The organism is Geodermatophilus sp. SYSU D00697 (assembly GCF_054050175.1).
The window spans coordinates 40,385-60,909 of sequence record NZ_JBJGYV010000017.1 but is presented as its reverse complement, the minus strand read 5'-3'; the positions used below and the strand labels follow the sequence as shown (position 1 = coordinate 60,909).

Below are 20,525 nucleotides of genomic sequence, written 5' to 3'. Positions count from 1 at the left end.
GTCTGCCACGATGCGGCCGTGGAGCTCGAGGAGACGATGCTGCCGGGCGTGGGCGTCCGCTACGAGCTGCGGACCCGCGCGGGCCAGGTGCTGGCCATCGTCGTCCAGCGGGACGGCGGGGCCGAGGCCGCGGTCTACGACCCGCGCGACCCCGACCGGGCACTCGGCGTGGTCCGCCTCGACGCCGAGGAGGTCGACGCGGTGGCCGAGGTGCTGGGCGCGCCGCGGCTCACCCAGCGGTTCGCCGACCTCTCCCGTGAGGTACCCGGCCTGGAGTCCGGCCGGTTCCCGCTCGCCCCGGTCTCGCGCTTCGTCGGCCGGCCACTGGGCGACACCCGCGCCCGCACGCTGACCGGCTGCTCCATCGTGGCGATCGTGCGGGACAGGGACGTCGTCCCCTCCCCCGGCCCCGACGACGTGCTGCGGGCCGGCGACGTCCTGGTGGCCATCGGGTCGGAGTCCGGGCTCGAGCAGCTGGAGCGCCGTCTGGCCGAACGGGTGTAGGGCGCGGCTGGTGGAGCACGTCGCCGCCCTCCTGCTCGAGCTCGGCCTGCTCTTCCTCGGCCTCTCGCTGCTGGGTCTGCTGGCGCGGCGGTTCGGGCTCTCGCCGATCCCCTTCGTGCTGGTGGCCGCGCTGGCCCTCGGGGAGGGCGGCGTCGTCCCGCTGGCCACGGCCCAGCCGTTCCTGGAGGCGGCCGCCGAGATCGGTGTCGTCCTGCTGCTGCTCGCGCTCGGGCTGGAGTTCTCCGCCGACGAGCTGTTCGCCTCCCTGCGCCGGCACGGCCCCTCCGGCCTGGTCGACCTGCTGCTCAACGCCCCCCCGGGGTTCGTCGCCGGCCTGCTGCTCGGGCTGCCGTGGCAGGGCGCGCTGGCTTTGGCCGGGGTCACCTGGATCTCGTCGTCGGGCATCGTCGCGCGGCTGCTCGGCGACCTGGGGCGGCTGGCCAACCGGGAGACGCCGGCGGTGTTGTCTGTGCTGGTGCTCGAGGACCTCGCGATGGCGTTGTTCCTCCCGCTGCTGGTGGTCGCGCTCGCCGGCAGCGGCCCGGCGTCGGCGGTCGCCGGCATCGGGCTCGCCGTCGGCGCCGTGGTGCTCGTGCTGCTGGCCGCCCAGCGGCACGGCCAGCGGCTCGGCCGGCTGCTGGTCTCCCCGGACGACGAACAGGTGCTGCTGCGGCTGGTCGGGCTGACCCTGCTGGTGGCCGGGCTCGCGCAGTCCCTCGGCGCCTCGGCCGCGGTCGGCGCGTTCCTCGTGGGCCTGGCCCTGCCGGCCTCCTTCGCGGACCGGGCGCGGGCGATCCTCGGCCCACTGCGGGACCTGTTCGCCGCCACGTTCTTCGTCGCCTTCGGTCTCTCCACGGACCCGGCCGCGATCCTGCCGGTGCTGCCGGCGGTGCTGCTGCTGGCGCTCGTCACGACCGGCACGAAGGTGGCCACCGGCTGGTTCGCCGCCCTCCGGGACGGGATCGGCGTGCCCGGTCGGCTCCGTGCGGGGACCGCCCTGGTGGCGCGCGGCGAGTTCTCCATCGTCATCGCGGGCCTGGCGGTGACCGCGGGCGTGACCGACCTCGGCCCGGTGGCGACCGGCTACGTGCTCGTCCTCGCCGTCGCGGGCCCCGTGCTGACCCGGTTCGCCGACCCGCGTGCGCTGCGCGCTCCCCGCGTGACCGGCTGAGCCGTCGGCGGTCAGCGCGCCCGGCGCAGCCGCTCCACCACCGGGGCGGTCGACGCCGGCAGCAGCCGTTCGCGCAGCGGGGGCGCCACGGGCGGACACGCCGACCGGCGCGACGACGACCCCATGGTCACGGCGGGCCAGGGCGCTGCGCGGTGACCGCGGCCCCGGCGGGCCGGGCACCCGAGCGGCTCAGGCGGCGGACTCCGGGCGGGCGGCGGCCGCGGCCAACACGTGCGGGGTCAGCGCGTCGGCGATGTGCGCGTAGCCCGCCGAGGACGGGTGGAACCGGTCGGCGGAGAACAGCCCGGCGTCGGCGGAGAACGCGGCGGCCACGGCCGCGGACACCTCCGCGACCGTCGCGCCGGCGGCCCGGGCGGCGGCAGCCTGCTCGCGCTGCAGCTGTTGGGAGGCGGTGCGCACCAGTGGGCGGTACGCCGGGGGCACGAACGGCACCATGGACATGTCCGGCGCCGGGACGACGAGCACGTCGCTGCCGCTCGCGCGCAGGTCGCCCACCGCCCCGCCGAGGGCGGCGGCCGCCTGCGCGGGCGGCACGAACCGGGCGAGGTCGTTGGCGCCGACCACCACGACGGCGAGGTCCGGCGCCAGCGGGACGGCACGGCGGGCCTGCGCGGCGAGGTCCCGCGACACCGCGCCCGGGACGGCCAGGACGTGCAGGTCGACGTCGTACCCGGCGCGGTCGAGGACGGCGGCCAGGCGGGGGCCGAGGGTGTCCTCGACGTGGGTGGCACCGGAGCCGTACGCGAGCGAGTCGCCGAGGAGGACGAGGCGCAGCGGGGTCATCAGCCGTCCCTTACCCACCGGGATGGTCCGGACACGCAGCGGGCCCGGCCGGGAGATCCCGGCCGGGCCCTGCTGAGGTGCTGGAGCGGCCCCGTCCCGGGTCCCGCCCTGAGCTCGCGGAGGGTGGGGAGGACGGGGTCCTCCTTCAGGCCTTCGGACCACCCGCGGCGTAGACGACCTGCCCGGAGACGAAGCCCGCGCCCTCGCTGACGAGGAAGGACACCAGGTGGGCGATGTCCTCGGGCTGCCCGACGCGCTGCACCGGGATCTCCTTGGCGGCCCCGGCGATGAAGTCCTCGAACGGGATGCCGATCCGCTCGGCGGTCGCCTTGGTCATCTCGGTCTCGATGAACCCGGGCGCGATCGCGTTGGCGGTGACGCCGAACTTGCCCAGCTCGATGGCGAGGGTCTTGGTGAAGCCCTGCAGCCCGGCCTTGGCCGTCGAGTAGTTGGCCTGGCCGCGGTTGCCCAGCGCGGAGACGCTGGACAGGTTCACGATCCGGCCCCACCTGGCCTCGATCATGTGCTTCTGCACCGCGCGGGTCATGAGGAAGGCGCCCCGCAGGTGCACGTTCATCACGACGTCCCAGTCGACCTCGGTCATCTTGAACAGCATGTTGTCGCGGGTGACGCCGGCGTTGTTCACCAGCACGGTGGGCGCGCCCAGCTCGGCGGCGACGCGCGCGACCGCGGCCTCCACCTGCTCGGCGTCGCTGACGTCGGCTCCGACGGCCAGTGCCCGGCCACCGGCGGCCTCGATCGCCTGCACGGTGTCCTTGCCGGCGGCCTCCTCCAGGTCGAGCACGCCCACCGCGAACCCGTCCCGAGCCAGGCGCAGGGCGGTGGCCGCGCCGATGCCGCGCGCCGCCCCGGTCACGATGGCCACGCGGGCCCCGGTGCTGCTCGTCTCGCTCATCCCGATCCCCTTCGATGTCTGGCGCCGTCCGGCTGCCCGGGGACACGGTACGGCGACCCGTCCGCGGACCTACCGACCGGTAGGCCTCGGCGGGTCGCGGCGGCCCCGGAGGGGCCGGGGCGTCAGGGCCAGATGCTCGCGACGACGATCGCGGCGACGGACAGCTGCACGGCCCCGAGCACCAGGCTGGCGGGGTGGAACGCCACCTCGGTGACGTGCGCGCCGAGCTTGCCGGGAGTGATCAGGTCCAGCACGAGGAAGGCGACCGCCTGCAGCAGGACGCCCAGCACGCCGAAGACGACGGTGTAGAGCAACGCCTCCCCGAAGCCGCTGGTGGCGTTGGTCCAGATGGCGGCGAAGACGACCGCGCCCTGGCCGAGGAAGCCCGTGGAGAGCACGATGCCGGCGTTGACCGACCGCTCCTCGTGGATGTGCCGGCCCAGCCGGCCGGGCGTGAGCAGGTCGAGGACGACGAAGCCGAGGGTCAGCAACGCGATGCCGAGCGCGGTGTAGGCGACGGCGTAACCGATGCTGGCCAGCACGGGCACCTCCGGGGGTCGGGGACTCGGGTGGACAAGTCCTACCGCACCCCGGGACCCGGCCCCCGCCCGGCGTGCCGGTGTCCGCCCTCACGGACGACGTCCACCCGGTCGAACCCCTCCGCGACCGTGGGCGGGACGAACCGCGCAGCGGTGCCGTACAGGCCGGCGAGGGGGACCCGGGCGCGGCCCTCGCGGCCGTCGTTGCGGGCCACGCAGGTGGGGACCGGCGTGTCCACCCACACCGCGCGGACCGGGACGCCGGCCGACCGGGCCGCGGCGACCAGCGGTGCCCGGTCCTCGACCGTCGGGTTGGTGTTGTCGACGACGACGCTGCGCCCCTCGGCGAGCAACGCAGCGACCACGCGCCGCTGCCGGGCCTCGCGGCGGCGGGCGTGGGGCCAGTGGTCCTTGCTCACCACGGTGTGGGTGGCGGCGAGGTGCTCCCCGACCCAGGTGGACTTGCCACTGCCCTGGAGCCCGGCCATGACGACCAACTCCGGGGCGGGGACCTCACTCAGACCGCGTCCCTCGTCGCGGGTGCGCGCCACGGGCTCCCCGTGCCCCGTCCCGGGCCTGCGGGGGCGAGGACGGGGTGCTCCCTCACGCGGTCTTCCGCAGCTCGGTCACCGCGGCGTCGTCGTCCAGCGCCCGCCGCGGAGCGGGGTGCTCCACCAGTGCCAGCACCCGCCCGGCCATGAACCGCGCGGTGCGGACGGGGGTGCCGCCGCGGGTGGTCTCGGTGACCTCGACCAGCCCCCGGCCATGGGTCACGTCCACCCGCCGTCCGGCGCGGGTGGCCTCGATGTCGTAGGTGCGGGTCGTGCCGCCGGCGTCGATCACGACCTCTACGCGGTCGCCCTTCATCCGATCCTCCGAAGACGTCTCGCCGAGCGGGGTGCCCGACATGGAGACAACGTCCTCCGGGGGTGTGACATTCCGCGCCGACCTGCGCTTTCAGCCCTCCGAGCGGTCGCGCCCGGCGGCCACGTCCTCGGTCTGGGGCGGCTCCGCCGCGGCGGCCGAGCGCCGGCCGGGCAGGTGCGGGTGCAGGGCGCGGACCGAGGCGAGCGCCGCCCGCCGGGCGTTGGCCCGCTGCCGGGCACGGCTGGTCCGCGGCGCCCGTGGCTCCTCCCGCAGCAGCGCGTCCAGCCAGTGCCCCCGCGGGTCGACGTCCACCAGCATCGCCTTGACCAGCAGGGTCAGCGGGATCGCCAGCAGCGCGCCCAGCGCGCCGAGCACCCAGCCCCAGAACAGCAGGGCGACGAACGTGACCGTCATCGACAACCCGACCGAGTCACCGACGAAGCGGGGCTGGATGAGGGTCTGCACGACGAAGTTGAGCAGCGCGTAGACCGCGACGACGACCCAGAACTCCGTCCACCCGCCCGAGAGCAGGCCGAGGATGGCCGGCGGCACCAGCCCCAGGACGAAGCCGATGTTGGGCACGTAGTTGGTGATGAACGACAGCAGGCCCCAGATCACCGGCAGCGGGATGCCGATGATGGCCAGCGCGATCGCGTCGCCGATCGCCACGATGGCCCCGAACACCGTGCTGACCCACAGGTAGCTGCGGGTGCCGCGGGCGAACAGGCCCAGTGCGATCGGCAGGTGCGGGCGCTCGGCGGCGACCAGCCCCAGCCGCCGGCCGAAGCCGCCGGACTCGATCGCGAGGAACACGAGCGCGGCCAGCAGCAGGACCAGGGTGGAGGCGGCGTCGGTGGCCCGGGTCAGCACGCCGGTGGCCACCCCCACCAGCTGGCTGTAGTCGAACTGGGCGATGAGGTCGGAGAGCTGGCCGGAGACGATCCCCCGGTCGTTGAGGTCGGCCACCACCGAGGCGAGCAGCGCCTCGGCGGACCCGGCGTAGTCGGGAAGCAGGGCGGCGAACTGGGCGATCGAGACGATCAGCAGCGCCACGAAGGCGAGCAGGATCGTCCAGACCAGGACCAGCAGCACCGTGGCGCTGGCCCAGCGCGGCCAGCCGTGCCGCTGCAGGAACCGCTGCACCGGCATCAGCGCGATGACGACGACCAGCGCCAGCAGCACCGGGCCGACCAGCCAGGCGATCGAGCGGACGCCCGCGATGGCGATGGTCGCCGCGGCGGCCCCGCCGACCAGCACCAGCCAGCGCGGCAGCCCCCCGGGCGACGGGTCGGGGATCGCGTCGGGCACCAGGTGCGCCGCACCGTGCCCGGCCTCGGCCGCCCGGGCGGCGACCACCGTGGCGTCCTGGACGCCGCCGGCCTCGGCAGGGGTCAGGGCACGGGTGCTCCCGGGAGGCGGGACCACCGCCCCGGCCCCCGGTGTGTCCTGGTGCGCGACCATCCTCGTCCCGCCCGCTCAGCGAGCGCGGCCGGGCACCGGCCCGCCGGACGTCTCGACGTCGACCATGTGCACTCCGCCCTCCCCCTCGGGGCGCCGCCGTACCCGCGGACCAGACTGACATGCCTGGCCGGCCGGTTCAGGGGCGCGCACCGTCCAGCAGCGCAGCCATGGCCGGGAGGTCGAAGAACGCGGCCGTCTCCCGCGCGGTCGGCCCGCCCCCGTCCGGGTCGGCGCCGGCGCGCAGGAGGTGGCGCACGGTCGCCTCGGACTGCTTGAAGACCGCCGCGGCCAGCGCCGTCTGGCCGCGGTCGTTGACCCGCGACGGGTCGGCACCGGCGGCCAGCAGGGCGGCCACGGTCTCGGGGTGGCCGTGGTAGGCCGCGAGGATGAGCAGCGTGTCGCCCTTGTCGTTGGTCAGGTTGGCCGGCACCCCGGCGTCCAGGTAGGCCGCCAGCTCCTCCGTGGCGCCCCCGCGGGCGAGGTCGAAGACGCGGGCCGCCAGCTCGATGACCCCGGGGTCGATCCCCCCGCCGTGCTGTTCGCTCACGGTGCCGAGCCTAGGAGGTGCCCGGCGCACCGGAGCGGCGCCGGGCCGCCCGCCCCGGGTGGGCCCGCGCCTCGCTCGATGTCCTCGGGGCGATGCGCCCGCCGTCGTCAGCCGGTGGCCACCCGGTCGGTGAGCGCGAGCACCCGGCGCCAGACGTCGGCGCAGGCGTCGGCCCAGTCGCCGTACGCCCGGTCGAAGAACGAGTGCGGGGCGCCGTCGTACACGGCGGTCTCCACCTCGCCGCCGCCGGACCGCAGCTGCTCGGCCAGCGCCAGCTGGTCCTCCCGCGGCGTCGCGGCGTCCGCGCCGGCGATGACCATGAGCGTCGGGCGCGTCGCCACGGCCTCGCCGACCATGGCCGGCCGCCCGTAGAAGCCGATGCACGCGGCCAGGTCCAGGTCCCCGCCGGAGAGCCGCCACGAGTGGCTGCCACCGAAGCAGAACCCCACGGTCACCACCGGCAGGTCGGGCCGGGTGCGCTCCCGCAGGTAGGCGATCGCCGCGGCGACGTCGGCGTCCACGCCCGCCGGCGTGGTCTGCGGGATGTGGGTCTGCCACTCGAAGTCCTGCTCCCGCGTGCCGGTCGGCGGCAGCTCCGCCGTCCGGCCGAAGTAGTCGATGGCGACGGCGGGCAGGCCGGCCTCGGCGAACCGCTCGGCCAGGGCCACGTAGTAGGGGTGCAGGCCGCGGATGTCGGGCAGGATCACGACCCCCGCCCCGGCCGGCTCCGCCGGCGCGGCGTGGGCCGCGGCGAACTCGGTGCCGTCAGCTGCGGTGAGCGTGAGCGTGCCGCGCTCGGCGACGGCGCCGGTCCTCGGCGGCGCGGGCGGGCGGCTGTCGGTGTCGTGGCACATGCACCGTTCCTACCTGCGCCGACGGCGCGGTGCCCGCTCAGGTGTCGGCGGCCTCGTCGGCGGCGCCCGGGCGCCCGCCGAACACGTTCGCGGCGACCTCCCGCCGGACGTCGGCCAGCCAGTGGTGCTGCTTGTCGGCCTGCTCGATCAGCCGGTGGAACAGGTCGGCGTCGACCCGCTCGTCGGTCTCCCCCAGTGCGCGGAGGGTCTCGAAGCCGGCCCGCTTGGCCAGCACCGCGGTGGCGATGAACTCGAACTCGACCAGGTCCGACAGCGGAGAGCGCGAGAGGAGGTGGCCGTTGAGCTTCAGGCGGGAGAGCTTCTCGCCGACCCAGGTCGCGACCTGCTTGTACTGGCGTACCGGCAGGCCGAGGGCCTGCATCGTGCCGCGCAGCGCGGTCCGCTCCTCCTGCAGCTCGCCGAGCAGCTCGGTCAGCCGGGCCTCGTACGCCGTGCCCCGGTGCTGCCCGAGCATGCGGCGGACCAGCTCGATGCCGCCGGTGGCAGCGGCCAGGTGGTCGTTGGTGTAGACGGTGAGCAGCTCGGCGTTGCGGAGCCCGGCGGGCGCGGACGGCTCGGACACGGTTCTCCCTGGAGCGCTGGACGGCGGTGGCGCCCCATTCTCACCGGTCGGTGATCATCGCGCTCGACGGCGGATCACCCCGCGGCCCGGACGAGCAGCCGGGCGGCGGTCGGGCGCAGCTCCCGTTCCAGCTCCCACAGCCCGGCGGCCAGCCGCTGCCCGACCGCCTGGCGGGAGATCCCGAGGGAGGCGGCGGCCTGGGCCTGCGTGCGGCCGGCCCCGACCAGCTCGACCGCCTCCCACGCCGGCGCGCTGCGCCGCTGCACCAGGACCGCCAGCGCGGTCAGGACCGCCTGTGCGTCGCCGGCGTCGGACGGGACCACGCCGCGCACGGCCAGCCGGGTGCTGCGCTGCCGGGCCGCGTCCACCGCCCGGCGGGCACCGAGGACGGCCGGCCCGCCGCTGCGCAGCCCGTCGGGGTGCGGGCCGGCGCCCACGCCGACGTCCCACCCGCCCTCACGGACCAGGCCGAGGACCACGTCGACGACGACGGCGGGGTCGGCCAGGACGCCGGAGAGCTCCCGGTCCCCCGTCCGTTCGACGGGCAGGGCCGCCGCCGGGACCGTCGCGACGAGCCGCGAGACGGCGGCGGCGACCAGGTCCCCACGGCCGCCGTCCCGCCGGGCTGCGGTCAGGACGAACGGCACCGCGCAAGCCTGGCAGCTTTCCCCCGCACGGGCCAGCACCTACATCCGCGCGGCCACCTCGGGCGGGAAGCCACCGGTCGCGACCGGCCCCCACCGCTCGATGGTGATCCGCAGCAGCGACTTGCCCTGCCGGGTCATCGCGGCGCGGTACTCGTCCCAGTCGGGGTGCTCGCCGCTGATGGAGCGGAAGTACTCGACCAGCGGCTCGAGGGCGTCGGGCAGGTCGAGCACCTCGGCCCGGCCGTCGACCTGCACCCAGGGACCGTCGAAGTCGTCGGAGAGGACGCAGAGCGACACGGCCGGGTCCCGGCGGGCGTTGGCCACCTTCGCCCGCTGCGGGTAGGTGGAGACGACGACGCGGCCCTCGCCGTCCAGACCGCAGGTGACCGGCGAGAGCTGCACCCCCCCGCCGCTGCGGCGGGTGACCAGCACGGCCTTGTGGCGGGGACGGAGGAACTCCACCAGCGCGGCCCGGTCGACCCGGTCGGCTGTCGCGGTCTTCGGCATGGGACCGACGCTACGACGCGGGCCCGGTGATCGTTTCCGCTGCGCCCGTAACGGACATCCACGTGCCGTGGCCAAGCGTCTGCAACCCCGCCCGTCCGGCCGGTCCGGCTCCGCGCCGGGAGCTGCCGACGAGACGGCCGAGCGTCCCGACGGTGGCGGGGACCCCGCCGTCGCCCCCAGCACGACCCTCGGGACCGCTGCCAGCCCGGCTCCCAGCCCCGACCGCGGCCCGCGACTGCGGGCGGGGGTCCGTGCGCTGGCCGTGGCCTCGGCACAGCTGCTGCTGATCGCCGCGGGCGTCGTGGTCGTCGGGTGGGTGCTGGGCAAGCTGTGGCCAGTCCTGCTGCCGGTGATCCTGGGCCTGCTGTTCGCCACGGTGCTGTGGCCACCCGCCCGGCTGCTGCGCCGGCTGCGCTTCCCGCCGGCGCTGGCCGCCCTGGTGGTGCTGCTCGCGTTCCTCGGGGTCATCGTCGGCCTCTTCGCCTGGATCATCCCGCAGGTGGCCGACCAGTCCGGCGAGCTGGCCGACGCAGCGACTGCCGGACTGCAGGACCTGCAGGAGTGGGTGACCGGACCCCCGCTCAACCTCGGCCAGGACCAGATCGGCCAGGGCGTCGACCAGGTCATCAACACCGTGCAGAACAACGCGCAGAACATCGCCGGCTACGCCCTCACCGGGGCCACGGCGGTCGGCAACGGACTGCTCAACCTGGTGCTCGCGCTCGTCCTGGCCTTCTTCTTCATCAAGGACGGCCCGCGCTGGCTGCCGTGGCTGGCCGCGCAGACCGGCCCGAAGGTCGCCCCGCACGTGGCGGCCCTGTCCTACAAGACCTGGAGCACCCTGTCGGAGTTCATCCGTCAGCAGGCCCTCGTGGGGTTCGTCGACGCCTTCTTCATCGGCCTGGGGCTGTGGATCCTCGACGTGCCGCTCGTGCTGCCCCTGTCGGTGCTGACCTTCCTCGGCGCGTTCATCCCGATCATCGGTGCGTTCGTGGCCGGCGCGTTCGCGGTGCTCATCGCCCTGGTCAGCAACGGCTGGCAGACGGCGCTCATCGTGCTGGTCATCGTCCTGCTCGTGCAGCAGCTCGAGGGCAACGTGCTGCAGCCGATCCTCCAGGGGCGCGGGCTGAACCTGCACGCGGCCGTGGTGATCCTGGCGGTCACCGCGGGCGGCAGCCTGTACGGCATCCTCGGCACCTTCCTCGGCGTGCCCGTGGCCGCGATCATCGCCGTCGTCTACCGGTACGTCCGTGACGAGCTCGACGGACGCTCACCCGAGGTCGGCGCCGACGGCACGCGGGCGCAGCTGTCCAGCGACGGGTCAGGGACGACGGTGGTGCGGGAGCGCGTCGACGTGGCGTCCGGCGACCGCCCTCCCGCCGACTCGCCGGACGACGACGGCCGCTGAGCCCCCCGCACGGGGAAGCCGGGAATGCCCGCCCCCCGCGGCGGGCTGACACCGACAGACCCCGAGAACGAGGAGGCACCCCCGTGGCGCACCGTCCGGAGGAGCTCGTCGAGCTGCTCCCCGAGGCCGAGCCGTTCCTCGCGCGCGAGGCGGAGGTGACCGATGCGGCGCACCGCCGCGGCCTGGTCCTCGTCCACGACCTCGCCGGTGAGTTCGACGCTGCGCACGCCGGTGCCCTCGCCGGCTCCCACCTGCTGGCCGGCCTGTCGCACCAGGTCATCGCCCGGTTCGACGTCGACAGCCTCGTCGACTACCGCGCCCACCGGCCCCGGATGACGTTCAACGGCGACCGGTACGAGTCGTTCACCGCGCCGGAGATCGTGCTGTACGCGGTGGAGGACGACGCCGGCGAGCCGTTCCTCCTGCTGCACGGCGCCGAGCCCGACTTCGCCTGGGAGCGGTTCGTGGCCGCGGTGAGCTGGTTGGTCGAGCGGCTCGGCGTGACGTCGGTGGTGGCGCTGCAGGCCATCCCCATGCCCGTCCCGCACACCCGCCCGGTCACCGTCACCGCGCACGCCACCCGGCGGCAGCTGATCGAGTCCTATCCCGTCTACTGGGGCGAACTGCGCATCCCCGGCAGCGTCGCGGCGCTGCTGGAGCTGCGGATGGGCGAGGCCGGCGTCGACGCGTTCGGCGTGGCCGCCCACGTGCCGCACTACCTGGCGCAGGCCACCTTCCCGGCCGCCTCGCTGACCCTGCTGGAGCACCTGTCCCGGCTCACCGGGCTGCACCTGCCGACCGAGACGCTGCGGGAGGCCGCCGAGGCCCACCGCACCGAGGTGGACGAGCAGATCGGCCGCTCGCCGGAGAACGCCGCCGTCGTCGCGGCGCTCGAGCAGCAGTACGACCAGTTCGCCGCCACCCGGGAGGGCTCGGACCTGCTCAGCGACCTCGGCGAGGTGCCCAGCGGCGAGGAGCTCGGCGCGGAGTTCGAGCGGTTCCTCGCCGAGCAGGAGCGCCGTCGCGGGGAGTGAGCGAGGCGCGCTGGTGATCGCGGGGAGTGAGCGAGGCGCGCTGGTGATCGCGGGGAGTGAGCGAGGCGCGCTGGTGATCGCGGGGAGTGAGCGAGGCGCGCTGGTGCTGCTCTTCCCGGCGTGCGGGTCCACCGGGGCGGCGGGGTCCTCCCGCCGGAGGCCGTACCGCCGGGCCACCTCCTCGGCCCCGGCCCGGCGGCCGTGCGCGAGCAGGTAGGCCGCGGACCCGGGCAGCTGCCGCAGCATCACCGGGACCAGGACGAGGGCCGGCAGCGCCCCGATGACGAACATCCAACGCCAGCCGATCGAGTCGACGACGACGATGGCCAGCGCCGCGGTGGCGACGGCGCCGACGTGGTAGCCGGTCATCATCGTCGTCGTCGCCCGGCCGCTGCGGCCGCTGCGGCCGCTGCGGGTGAGCTCGTTGACCAGGGCGATCGCCGTCGGCAGGCAGCCACCCAGGCCGAGGCCCGCGAGGAAGCGGAGCAGACCGAGGACGGCTGCGTTCGGCGCGAACGCGCACAGCAGGGTGAGCAGGAGAACGACGCGATGGCGGCGATCAGCGCCGCGCGGCGGCCGACCAGGTCGGTGAGCGTGCCGAGGGTGAGGGCGCCGACCATCATGCCGGCCAGCCCGATCGTGATGACCGCGGTCGCCCCGGTGCCGCTGAGCGCCCACTCCTCCGGCGTCCGCAGGGCCGGGACGACGGTGCCGACCACGACGGGGTCGAAGCCGTCGAGCAGGACGGCGACCCAGCACAGCGGGGCCACCCAGCCGACCGCTGGAGCGGCCGCTCCGCCGCTCCGCTGCGGGGGGAGTGCTCGCGGGGGTGGTGCTCATCGGGTCCGCCCCGGGCGTCGGTGCAGGTCCGCAGGGCACGGGAGGTGAGCGCCCCGACGTCCCGGACATCGGCCTCCCGGACAGCAGGAGTCCCCGGCCGGGGCGCGCGACGACGGCGGGCCGCCACCGGGATCCCGGTCGCGGCCCGCCGGCCGTGCTGGTGGTGCGTCAGCCCCGCGCGAGGACCACGCGCTGGTTCGGCACGCAGTGCGTCATCCGGAGACCGGTGACGTCCCGCGGACCGTTCTTGCCGAGGTTGGCCGCGCGCTGCAGCTCCTCCTCGGACAGGGTCTGGGTCTGCAGCGGCTCCAGGCCACGGACGTCGTCCGCCGTGATGCCGAGACCGTCGCCGACCCGCTGGCCCAGCTCGTCGTCGCACATGAAGAAGTGCCACACCATCCGCTCCTGCACGGGGCGGATCGCCTCGGAGATGTTGTCGACCAGGTTCTTCACCAGGTCGTCCTTCTCCCACTGCTCCATGAGCTGGTAGCGCTGCCCGGCCTGGGTGTAGTCGTTGGTCCGGGGGATGCGCTTGCGGGTGAGCCGGCCGGTGATGACCGGGCCCTGCTCGTCGTGCGTCGGGTACTCGGCCTCACGCAGGCCGCCCATGATCGACGGCTCGTAGTTCACGTGCGGGTTCTGGCCCGGTCCGAGGTCCACGCCGTAGGACATCTGGCCACCGCGCTGGTTGGTGTGGACCTTCGCACCCTTGGCCGAGTTGACCGGCAGCTGCAGGTAGTTCGGGCCCACCCGGTAGCGCTGGGTGTCGGAGTAGGAGAACGTCCGGCCGATCAGCATCTTGTCGTCGGAGAAGTCCAGGCCGTCGACCAGCACACCGGTACCGAAGGCGCTCTGCTCGTTCTCGTTGTGGTGGTCGGTGACGTTGCGGTTGAGCGTCATCGTCCCGACGAGCTTGGGCTCGAACTCGTTCTCCGGCCACACCTTGGTGTCGTCGAGCGGGTCGAAGTCGAGCTCGGGGTGCTCGTCGTCGCTCATCAACTGGACGTAGAGGTCCCACTGCGGGAAGTCGCCGTTCTCGATGGCCTCGTAGAGGTCCTTCGTGGCGTGCCCGAGGTCGTTGGCCTGGATGGCGGCGGCGTCGGCCGCGGTCAGGGACTCGACGCCCTGCTTGGGGATCCAGTGGTACTTGACCAGGTGGGTCTCGCCCTCGGCGTTGACCCACTTGTAGGTGTTCACGCCGAAGCCCTGCATGTGCCGGTAGTCCGACGGGATGCCGCGCGGCGAGAACAGGTTGACCAGCATGTGCATGGCCTCCGGCGTCTGCGACATGAAGTCGAAGATCCGGGCCGGCTCCTGCCGGAAGGTGATGGGGTCGGGCTTCAGGGAGTGGATGACGTCGGGGAACTTGATGGCGTCACGGATGAAGAAGACCGCGAGGTTGTTGCCGACCAGGTCCCAGTTGCCGTCCTCGGTGTAGAGCTTCACCGCGAAGCCGCGCGGGTCGCGGGCGGCCTCGGAGGAGTCGCGGCCACCGATCACGGTGGAGAAGCGGATGGCGAGCTCGGTCTTCTTGCCGGGGGCGTTGAGGAACTTGGCCCGGGTGTAGCGCTCGATGGGCTCGTCACCCCACTTCCCGGTGGCCTCGAACTCGCCGTAGGCGACGAAGCCGCGGGCGTGCACCACGCGCTCCGGGATGCGCTCCCGGTCGAAGTGGCTGATCTTCTCGAGGAACTGGTAGTTCTCCAGGGTCGCGGGGCCACGCGCGCCCACCGTCCGCTGGTTCTGGTTGTCGTAGACCGGGTGGCCCTGACGGTTGGTCAGGACCGGACGGTCCGCCTCGCTCGGCGCAGGGCCCTGCGATGCGACGTCGGTCATGCTCGTACTCCTCCTCGATTGTGGTGCTCGGGGACCTGCACGCCCTCTCCCGGGGCCATCGACCGGCAGTCCCGGCACAGGCCCCAGAAGACGACCTCCGCCTCGTCCACGACGAAACCCGCCGCGTCCGATGGCGTCAGGCACGGAGCCGCACCCACGGCGCAGTCGACGTCGGCGACCGAGCCGCACGAGCGGCAGACCAGGTGGTGGTGGTTGTCTCCGACCCGCAGCTCGTAGAGAGCGGGGGCACCCGCGGGCTCGATCCGGCGGGCGAGCCCGCCGGCGACGAGCGCCTTGAGCACCCCGTACACCGCCTGCGGCGAGAGCGTGGGGTGCAGGTCGCGGGCGCCGGTGACGATGGCGTCGGCGTCGGCGTGCGGGCGCTGGGCCAGCACGCTCAGGACCGACAGCCGGGGCCGCGTGACCCGCAGCCCGGCCTCCCGGAGACGGTGCTCCCAGGTCGTGTCCATCGGCGTCCACCCAACCGTCTTTTCTTGATTGAGTCAAGAAAACGACACGCCGACGAGCGAGTGCCTCCCTGGTGTGGTGCTGGCCTACCCCCGGGTCCGCGGCCGCACACACGGCGACCTGCGCGCCCGGTGCCCGTCCCGCCGCACGACCACGGTGCTCCCGGAGGCGACGTCAGGCGGAACCCGTGGCGCGACTCCGCGCCGCGGCCCGCTCCGCGCTCGTCCCTCGCCGCGGTGCTCCCGCGGCCGTCGTCACGCGAAGACGATGGTCTTGGCACCGTCGACGATGACCCGGTCCTCGACGTGCCAGGTGACCGCCTGGGCGAGCACCTGGCGCTCCACGTACCGGCCGATCCGCCGCATGTCCTCCACCGTGGCGCGGTGGTCGATGCGGGCGACCTCCTGCTCGATGATCGGGCCGGCGTCCAGCTCCGGGGTCACGTAGTGCGCGGTGGCGCCGATGAGCTTGACGCCGCGGTCGTGCGCGGCCTGGTACGGGTTCGCGCCGACGAACGCCGGCAGGAAGCTGTGGTGGATGTTGATCAGCCGCTCGGGGAACCGGGCGCAGAAGTCCGCCGACACGATCTGCATGTACCGCGCGAGGACCACCAGGTCGACGTCGCCGATCAGCTCGAGGGCCCGCGCCTCCGCCTGCACCTTCGTGTCCGGGGTGACCGGCACGTGGTGGAACGGGATGCCGGCGGCGCGCGCGACCGGCTCGAGGTCGGGGTGGTTGGAGACGACGGCGGCGATCTCCGCCCGCAGGTCGCCGGAGCCCACGCGGTAGAGCAGCTCCTGCAGGACGTGGTCGGTCTTGCTGACGAACACCGCCAGCCGCGGGCGGGAGCCGGCCTCGGTCAGCCGCCAGGTGAGCTGCCACTCGCGGGCCAGCAGCGCCAGCGCGCCCTCGAGCTGGTGGCGCCGCTCGGCGAGGTCCGCGAGGAAGAACTCCAGCCGCAGGGTGAAGGTGCCCCCGACCGGGTCGGAGGAGTGCTGCTGCGACTCGGTGATGTTGGCCCCGGCGTCGGCGAGCAGACGCGACAGGACGGCGACGATCCCCGGCCGGTCGGGGCAGCGGACGACGAGGCGCCCGACGTCGGTCAGCCGGTCGTCGCGGGGACCGATGGTGGGCAGCTCAACAACGGACACGCCAACCGAGGATGCCAGGCTCCGCTCCCGTTCCCGACGTCCCTCCCCCGGAGGGGTCAGGCCCGGCCCGCCGCGCGGGCCGCCCTGCCCTCGGGCGCCCGGCGGCCTCGCCCGAGCCCGCGGAGGAGGGGGTCCCTCAGGCCGGCGGCAGGACGGCGCGCTGCGCCCCCGCGAGGTCGAACAGGTCGCCGTACTCCTCGACCCGGGCCAGCACGTCCTCGGTGCGGAACCGCAGGTCGCCCGGGTCGGCCCCGTCGAGCACCGCCTCGACCTCGTCCCAGCCGATCGGCGTGGACACCGTGGCGTCCGGGCGGGCCCGCAGGGAGTAGGGCGCGACCGTCGTCTTCGCGGGGTTGTTCTGGCTCCAGTCGATGAGCACCTTGCCCGGCCGCAGCACCTTCTCCATCCGCCAGACCACCCGGTCCGGGGTCTGCGCGGACAGCTCCTGCGCGAGCTGCTTGGCGTACCGGCTGGGGTGCTCGCGGTCGGTCACCCGGATCGGCGCGTACACCTGCATGCCCTTCGACCCCGACGTCTTGACCACCGGGTCCAGGCCGTCGTCGACCAGGCGCTCGCGCAACCGGTCGGCGACCTCGCAGCACTCCACGATGCCGGCGTCCGGGCCGGGGTCGAGGTCGAGGACGAGCAGGTCCGGCAGCGCCGGCTGCAGCCGGCTGCCCACCTGCCACTGCGGGACGTGCAGCTCGAGCGCGGCGAGGTTCGCCGCCCAGGCGAGGTCGGCGACGGTCTCCAGGATCACCATGTCGAGGGTCTCCCGGCCGCGGGAGCTCCCCGGACTCGGGATCGTGACCCGCCGGACCCAGTCCGGCGCGTGCCGGGCGCTGTTCTTCTCAAAGAACGCCTGCCCCTCCACGCCGTCGGGCCAGCGGGTGAAGGTGACCGGGCGGCCCGACAGGTGCGGCAGCAGCACCGGGGCGATCCGGACGTAGTAGTCGATCACCTGGGCCTTGGTGAAGGAGACCTCCGGGAAGAGGACCTTCTCCAGGTTGGAGACGTGCAGCTGCCGCCCGTCCACGCGCACCAGCTGCCGGCTCACGGGCAGGTCCATACCCGGTGCGCGGTCACCACTCCTCCACCACGTCCTCCGGCGCGAGGTCGTCGCGCAGCCCCCGCCAGGAGGGGTGCCGCATCCGGCCGTCGGCCGTCCACACGGCGAAGGCGACCTCACCGACCAGGTCGGGCTCCACCCAGCGCGCGTCGCGGGTGACCTCGCGCGGCAGGTCGCCCTCGAACGGGCTGCTCCGCCGCGGGGTGAACAGCTCCTCGAGGTCGCGCAGCGCCCGGGCGGTGAACCCGGTGCCCACGTGTCCGGCGTACACGAACCGCCCCCGGTCGTCGTGCAGGCCCACCAGCAGCGAGCCCACTCCCCCGGCCCGCCGTCCCTGGCCGGGTCGCCAGCCGCCGACGACCACCGCCTGGGTGCGGAGGTTCTTGACCTTCCGCCAGTCCGGGCCACGCAGGCCCGGGCGGTAGGGCGAGTCCAGGCGCTTGGCGACGATCCCCTCCAGGCCGTTGTCCCGGCTGGCGGCCAGCACGGCCTCCCCACCGCCGCGGAACCACGGCGTGCCCACCCAGCGCTGCCCGCCGATCCCCAGCGTGTCGAGCCGCTCGCGGCGCTGGGCGTAGGGCAGGTCGACCAGGTACTGGCCGTCCCAGGCCAGCAGGTCGAAGACCAGGTAGGTCACCGGCGCGGCCGCGGCCATGCGGTGCACCTCCGGTCCGGTGCGGTGCATCCGCCCCTGGAGCGCGCCGAAGTCCGGCCGGCCCCGCTCGTCGAGCGCGACGACTTCGCCGTCGAGGACGGCACCGTGCCCGGCCAGCGACGCGGGCAGCCGGCCGAGCTCGGGGTAGCGCACGGTGATCTCGGTGCCGCTGCGCGCCCACAGGCTGAGCGCGCCGTCCCGCACGACGGCGACCGCCCGGACGCCGTCCCACTTGAACTCGTAGCCCCACTGGGCATCCTGCGCGGCGGGCGGGAGCGCGCCGAGGGTCGCCAGCATCGGCGTGGGGACCTCGACCGGGGTCTCCGGCGGAGCGGGGTCGAGCTTGCGCACGTTCCAGGTGCCGTCGGCCAGCCGGAAGAGCACGTAGCGCCCGCGCAACCGGCGGCCGTCGAAGGCGACGGTGACGTGGTCGTCGGCCCACTTCTCGGTGGCGTACCGGCCCGCGTCCCAGATGCGCACCTCGCCACCGCCGTACTCACCGGCGGCGATGGTCCCCTCGAAGGTGGCGTACTCCAGGGGGTGGTCCTCGGTCGGCACGGCCAGCCGGCTCGGGCCGGTCGTGATGGGCGGCCCCTTGGGCACCGCCCAGCTCTTCAGGACGCCGTCCCGCTCCAGCCGGAGGTCCCAGTGCACCCGCTCGCCGGTTGCTCGCGGGGTGTGGTGCTCCTGGACGACGAAGGTGTCACCGGGCCCCGCCGGCAGCGGTCGTCCCGCCGCGGGGACGGGCTCGGCGGTGCGGGCCGGGTCGCGCTTGGCGCGGTACTCGGCGAGCGGGTCCTCGCGCCGGCCGCGCGGGCGCGCCGGCACGTCAGGCGGTGCGGCGGGCGCGCTTGGCCGGCTGCTCGTCCGCCCTGGCCTTCGCGGCGGCCGCGGTCTTCCTGGCCGGCGTCTTCTCGGCGGCCGCCGTCTTCTCGGCGGCCGTCGCCTTCTCGGCGGCCGTCGTCTTCTCGGCGGCCGTCGCCTTCGCCGCCGCGGTCTTCCGGGTCGTCGCCTTGCGCGCCGGCCGCTCCTCGGGCTCCTCGTCGGCAGCCGGGCGCGTCGCCCGCTTCGCGGCGGTGGCCTTCTTGGCCGGCGCCCGCCGGGCCGGGGGCTCCTCCTGCGCGGCGCCGCCGCGGGCCTGCTCGACGCTGCGGCGCAGGGCGCTCATCAGGTCGACCACCGCGGCACCCGGGTCCGCGGTCTCGGGCAGCGGCTGCACCTCGCCGCCGCTCTGCTTGGCCTCGAGCAGGGCGGCCATCGCCTCGCGGTAGTCGTCGGTGAACTGCGCGGGGTCGAACTCCCCCGTCATCGAGGAGATCAGCGCCTCGGCCATCTGCAGCTCCTGCGGCCGGACGGCGATGTCCTCGTCGAGGAACGCGAAGTCCGGACGGCGGATCTCGTCGGGCCAGCGCATCGTGTGCAGGACCATGACGCCGTCGCGGACCCGGAGCGCGGCCAGCGACTCCCGCTGCCGGATGGCGATCTTGGTGATCGCGACCTGGCCGGCGTTCTCCAGCGCGTCACGGAGGAGCACGTAGGGGCGGGTCGCCGAGGCGTCGGGCTCGAGGAAGTAGGTCTTCTCGAAGTGGATCGGGTCGATGTCGTCCTGGTCGACGAACTCGAGCACCTCGATCTCCCGCCGGCTGGCCAGCGGCAGCTCCTCGAAGTCCTCGTCGGTGAGGATCACCAACTGCCCGTCCGGCAGCTCGTAGCCCTTGGCGATCTCGGAGTACTCGACCTCCTCGCCGTCGATCGAGCAGACCCGCTTGTACTTGATCCGGCCCCCGTCGGTGGCGTGCACCTGGTTGAACCGGATGTCGTGGTCCTCGGTCGCGGTGTAGAGCTTCACCCCGATGCTGACCAGGCCGAACGACACCGCGCCGCGCCAGATCGACCGCATGCCGCTTCCTTCCGCCGGTCCCGTCCACGACCGCGGGCGGGGAAGGCCTTGCGGTCAAGATCGCAGGATAGGCGCGCTGCCCGCGCTCCGGCAGGTCGAGCGGCCCGCTGGTCCTCCCTACGGGTGGGGCTACTGCGGGCCGTCCTCGCCCGGTTCCAGAGCGCCGTTCTGGATGGAGTCGTAGAGGAACTGCAGCACGTCGGAGCCGGCGACCAGGGTCATGGTCAGCGCGACCAGGCGGGTCGCCTTGGGGGCGGTGGCGTAGCCGAAGACCAGGCCGGTGGCGACCCACTGCGCCAGGCAGAACGGGCAGGTGAGCAGCTCACCGACCGCGTGTTTCACGCCACCGTGCTCGCGCACCTCCTCGGCCACCTCGGCGTGCCCCGAGGGACCCTGGAAAGCGGTGAAGGGTGCGCGCAACGGGCTGGTCACCGGGTCCTTGGCGATCCGGCGGGAGAGCCGGAACGTGGCGACCGCGAGCAGGGCGGCGTCCCCCGGGGGGATGCGGTCCGGGAGCTCGCGCCCGGACGCGCGGACGGCGGCGATGCCGGCCGACACCAGGCCCACGTACACGCCCATCGCCCCGAGGTCCCCGGCGAGCGGGCGGGCCTCCCCCTGCGAGTACTCGGCCTTCTGGACCCGGGCCCAGCGGCGCACGGGCGCGCCGATCCGCTGGAGCTCCTGTGCGATCGCCATGGCCGCGCCGCTACCCCGCCCCGGCCGGACCCATGCGGAACGGCGCCGGTCGTTGTCCGCGAGCGGGG

22 protein-coding genes and 1 pseudogene are annotated in these 20,525 nt (G+C 74.5%); 4 read left to right on the top strand and 19 right to left on the bottom strand.

The genetic code is table 11. The annotated features are described in order from the left end of the window. Positions 1 to 18: 18 nt before the first annotated feature. Both ACI79C_RS15805 and ACI79C_RS15800 read left to right on the top strand, forming a co-directional pair. Positions 19 to 504, top strand: coding sequence for a cation:proton antiporter regulatory subunit (locus ACI79C_RS15805; RefSeq protein WP_456946615.1), 486 nt, complete (start codon positions 19 to 21; stop codon positions 502 to 504). Between the two features lie 10 nt (positions 505 to 514). Continuing rightward, positions 515 to 1,675, top strand: coding sequence for a cation:proton antiporter (locus tag ACI79C_RS15800; protein WP_456946614.1), 1,161 nt, complete (start codon positions 515 to 517; stop codon positions 1,673 to 1,675). Positions 1,676 to 1,864: 189 nt separating this feature from the next. Here ACI79C_RS15800 and ACI79C_RS15795 read toward each other — a convergent pair whose 3' ends face one another. The 11 genes from ACI79C_RS15795 to ACI79C_RS15745 all read right to left on the bottom strand — a co-directional run bounded on the left by ACI79C_RS15795 (position 1,865) and on the right by ACI79C_RS15745 (position 9,400). Further along, on the bottom strand, positions 1,865 to 2,479 hold the full coding sequence (locus tag ACI79C_RS15795; RefSeq protein WP_456946613.1) for a GDSL-type esterase/lipase family protein: 615 nt from the start codon (positions 2,477 to 2,479) through the stop codon (positions 1,865 to 1,867). Between the two features lie 145 nt (positions 2,480 to 2,624). After that, positions 2,625 to 3,395, bottom strand: coding sequence for a 3-oxoacyl-ACP reductase FabG (gene fabG / locus ACI79C_RS15790; protein ID WP_456946612.1), 771 nt, complete (start codon positions 3,393 to 3,395; stop codon positions 2,625 to 2,627). Between the two features lie 122 nt (positions 3,396 to 3,517). Further along, a complete protein-coding gene (locus ACI79C_RS15785) occupies positions 3,518 to 3,937 on the bottom strand; it encodes a DUF350 domain-containing protein (RefSeq protein ID WP_456946611.1) in 420 nt (139 codons plus the stop codon). A 38-nt stretch (positions 3,938 to 3,975) separates the two neighbouring features. Next, positions 3,976 to 4,485 carry an AAA family ATPase gene (locus tag ACI79C_RS15780; RefSeq protein WP_456946610.1) on the bottom strand — a complete coding sequence of 170 codons (510 nt, stop codon included), beginning with the start codon at positions 4,483 to 4,485 and terminating at the stop codon, positions 3,976 to 3,978. A gap of 52 nt (positions 4,486 to 4,537) precedes the next feature. Then, entirely contained in the window at positions 4,538 to 4,801 is a 264-nt protein-coding gene (locus ACI79C_RS15775) for a hypothetical protein (RefSeq protein WP_456946609.1), read from the bottom strand. A 90-nt stretch (positions 4,802 to 4,891) separates the two neighbouring features. Then, positions 4,892 to 6,262, bottom strand: a complete 1,371-nt coding sequence (locus ACI79C_RS15770; RefSeq protein ID WP_456946608.1) for an AI-2E family transporter — start codon at positions 6,260 to 6,262, stop codon at positions 4,892 to 4,894. A 136-nt stretch (positions 6,263 to 6,398) separates the two neighbouring features. Beyond that, positions 6,399 to 6,809, bottom strand: coding sequence for an ankyrin repeat domain-containing protein (locus ACI79C_RS15765; RefSeq protein ID WP_456946607.1), 411 nt, complete (start codon positions 6,807 to 6,809; stop codon positions 6,399 to 6,401). Positions 6,810 to 6,916: 107 nt separating this feature from the next. Further along, on the bottom strand, positions 6,917 to 7,663 hold the full coding sequence (locus tag ACI79C_RS15760) for a dienelactone hydrolase family protein (protein WP_456946606.1): 747 nt from the start codon (positions 7,661 to 7,663) through the stop codon (positions 6,917 to 6,919). Between the two features lie 37 nt (positions 7,664 to 7,700). After that, positions 7,701 to 8,246: a hypothetical protein gene (locus ACI79C_RS15755; protein ID WP_456946605.1), complete on the bottom strand. Its 546-nt coding sequence runs from the start codon at positions 8,244 to 8,246 to the stop codon at positions 7,701 to 7,703. 74 nt (positions 8,247 to 8,320) lie between these two features. After that, positions 8,321 to 8,893 carry a hypothetical protein gene (locus ACI79C_RS15750; protein ID WP_456946604.1) on the bottom strand — a complete coding sequence of 191 codons (573 nt, stop codon included), beginning with the start codon at positions 8,891 to 8,893 and terminating at the stop codon, positions 8,321 to 8,323. A 39-nt stretch (positions 8,894 to 8,932) separates the two neighbouring features. Beyond that, positions 8,933 to 9,400, bottom strand: a complete 468-nt coding sequence (locus ACI79C_RS15745; RefSeq protein ID WP_456946603.1) for a PPOX class F420-dependent oxidoreductase — start codon at positions 9,398 to 9,400, stop codon at positions 8,933 to 8,935. Positions 9,401 to 9,467: 67 nt separating this feature from the next. Between ACI79C_RS15745 and ACI79C_RS15740 the strand changes: the two genes are divergently transcribed. Then, a complete protein-coding gene (locus tag ACI79C_RS15740; protein WP_456946602.1) occupies positions 9,468 to 10,808 on the top strand; it encodes an AI-2E family transporter in 1,341 nt (446 codons plus the stop codon). An 83-nt stretch (positions 10,809 to 10,891) separates the two neighbouring features. After that, the gene (locus ACI79C_RS15735) at positions 10,892 to 11,842 is read left to right on the top strand and encodes a proteasome assembly chaperone family protein (RefSeq protein ID WP_456946601.1); all 951 of its coding nucleotides are present in this window, start codon (positions 10,892 to 10,894) and stop codon (positions 11,840 to 11,842) included. Positions 11,843 to 12,049: 207 nt separating this feature from the next. On the opposite strand, the pseudogene ACI79C_RS15730 reads toward ACI79C_RS15735, so the two are convergent. The 8 genes and pseudogenes from ACI79C_RS15730 to ACI79C_RS15695 all read right to left on the bottom strand — a co-directional run. Further along, positions 12,050 to 12,682, bottom strand: a pseudogene (locus ACI79C_RS15730) (MFS transporter); the annotation flags it as partial. A gap of 168 nt (positions 12,683 to 12,850) precedes the next feature. Further along, the gene (locus tag ACI79C_RS15725; RefSeq protein ID WP_456946600.1) at positions 12,851 to 14,518 is read right to left on the bottom strand and encodes a catalase; all 1,668 of its coding nucleotides are present in this window, start codon (positions 14,516 to 14,518) and stop codon (positions 12,851 to 12,853) included. Continuing rightward, on the bottom strand, positions 14,515 to 14,988 hold the full coding sequence (locus tag ACI79C_RS15720) for a Fur family transcriptional regulator (protein WP_456946599.1): 474 nt from the start codon (positions 14,986 to 14,988) through the stop codon (positions 14,515 to 14,517). The genes ACI79C_RS15725 and ACI79C_RS15720 overlap by 4 nt, the downstream gene beginning before the upstream one ends. Positions 14,989 to 15,240: 252 nt before the next feature. Beyond that, positions 15,241 to 16,137: a formyltetrahydrofolate deformylase gene (gene purU, locus ACI79C_RS15715; protein ID WP_456946598.1), complete on the bottom strand. Its 897-nt coding sequence runs from the start codon at positions 16,135 to 16,137 to the stop codon at positions 15,241 to 15,243. A gap of 136 nt (positions 16,138 to 16,273) precedes the next feature. After that, on the bottom strand, positions 16,274 to 17,194 hold the full coding sequence (gene ligD, locus ACI79C_RS15710) for a non-homologous end-joining DNA ligase (protein WP_456946597.1): 921 nt from the start codon (positions 17,192 to 17,194) through the stop codon (positions 16,274 to 16,276). A gap of 25 nt (positions 17,195 to 17,219) precedes the next feature. Further along, on the bottom strand, positions 17,220 to 18,689 hold the full coding sequence (ligD, locus tag ACI79C_RS15705; protein WP_456946596.1) for a non-homologous end-joining DNA ligase: 1,470 nt from the start codon (positions 18,687 to 18,689) through the stop codon (positions 17,220 to 17,222). Position 18,690: 1 nt separating this feature from the next. After that, positions 18,691 to 19,761 (bottom strand): non-homologous end joining protein Ku, encoded by a 1,071-nt coding sequence (gene ku, locus ACI79C_RS15700; protein ID WP_456946595.1) that lies wholly within the window; start codon positions 19,759 to 19,761, stop codon positions 18,691 to 18,693. Positions 19,762 to 19,890: 129 nt separating this feature from the next. Further along, positions 19,891 to 20,457, bottom strand: a complete 567-nt coding sequence (locus ACI79C_RS15695; RefSeq protein WP_456946594.1) for a DUF1360 domain-containing protein — start codon at positions 20,455 to 20,457, stop codon at positions 19,891 to 19,893. Between the last annotated feature and the right edge of the window lie 68 nt (positions 20,458 to 20,525).

What these genes read in the sequence shown, in the direction of transcription:
- fabG (WP_456946612.1), bottom strand. Translation starts at nt 3,395, where the DNA reads ATGAGCGAGACGAGCAGCACCGGGGCCCGCGTGGCCATCGTGACCGGG.
- ku (WP_456946595.1), bottom strand. Translation starts at nt 19,761, where the DNA reads ATGCGGTCGATCTGGCGCGGCGCGGTGTCGTTCGGCCTGGTCAGCATC.
- ACI79C_RS15720 (WP_456946599.1), bottom strand. Translation starts at nt 14,988, where the DNA reads ATGGACACGACCTGGGAGCACCGTCTCCGGGAGGCCGGGCTGCGGGTC.
- ACI79C_RS15760 (WP_456946606.1), bottom strand. Translation starts at nt 7,663, where the DNA reads ATGTGCCACGACACCGACAGCCGCCCGCCCGCGCCGCCGAGGACCGGC.
- ACI79C_RS15795 (WP_456946613.1), bottom strand. Translation starts at nt 2,479, where the DNA reads ATGACCCCGCTGCGCCTCGTCCTCCTCGGCGACTCGCTCGCGTACGGC.
- ACI79C_RS15695 (WP_456946594.1), bottom strand. Translation starts at nt 20,457, where the DNA reads ATGGCGATCGCACAGGAGCTCCAGCGGATCGGCGCGCCCGTGCGCCGC.
- ACI79C_RS15770 (WP_456946608.1), bottom strand. Translation starts at nt 6,262, where the DNA reads ATGGTCGCGCACCAGGACACACCGGGGGCCGGGGCGGTGGTCCCGCCT.
- ACI79C_RS15745 (WP_456946603.1), bottom strand. Translation starts at nt 9,400, where the DNA reads ATGCCGAAGACCGCGACAGCCGACCGGGTCGACCGGGCCGCGCTGGTG.
- ACI79C_RS15775 (WP_456946609.1), bottom strand. Translation starts at nt 4,801, where the DNA reads ATGAAGGGCGACCGCGTAGAGGTCGTGATCGACGCCGGCGGCACGACC.
- ACI79C_RS15725 (WP_456946600.1), bottom strand. Translation starts at nt 14,518, where the DNA reads ATGACCGACGTCGCATCGCAGGGCCCTGCGCCGAGCGAGGCGGACCGT.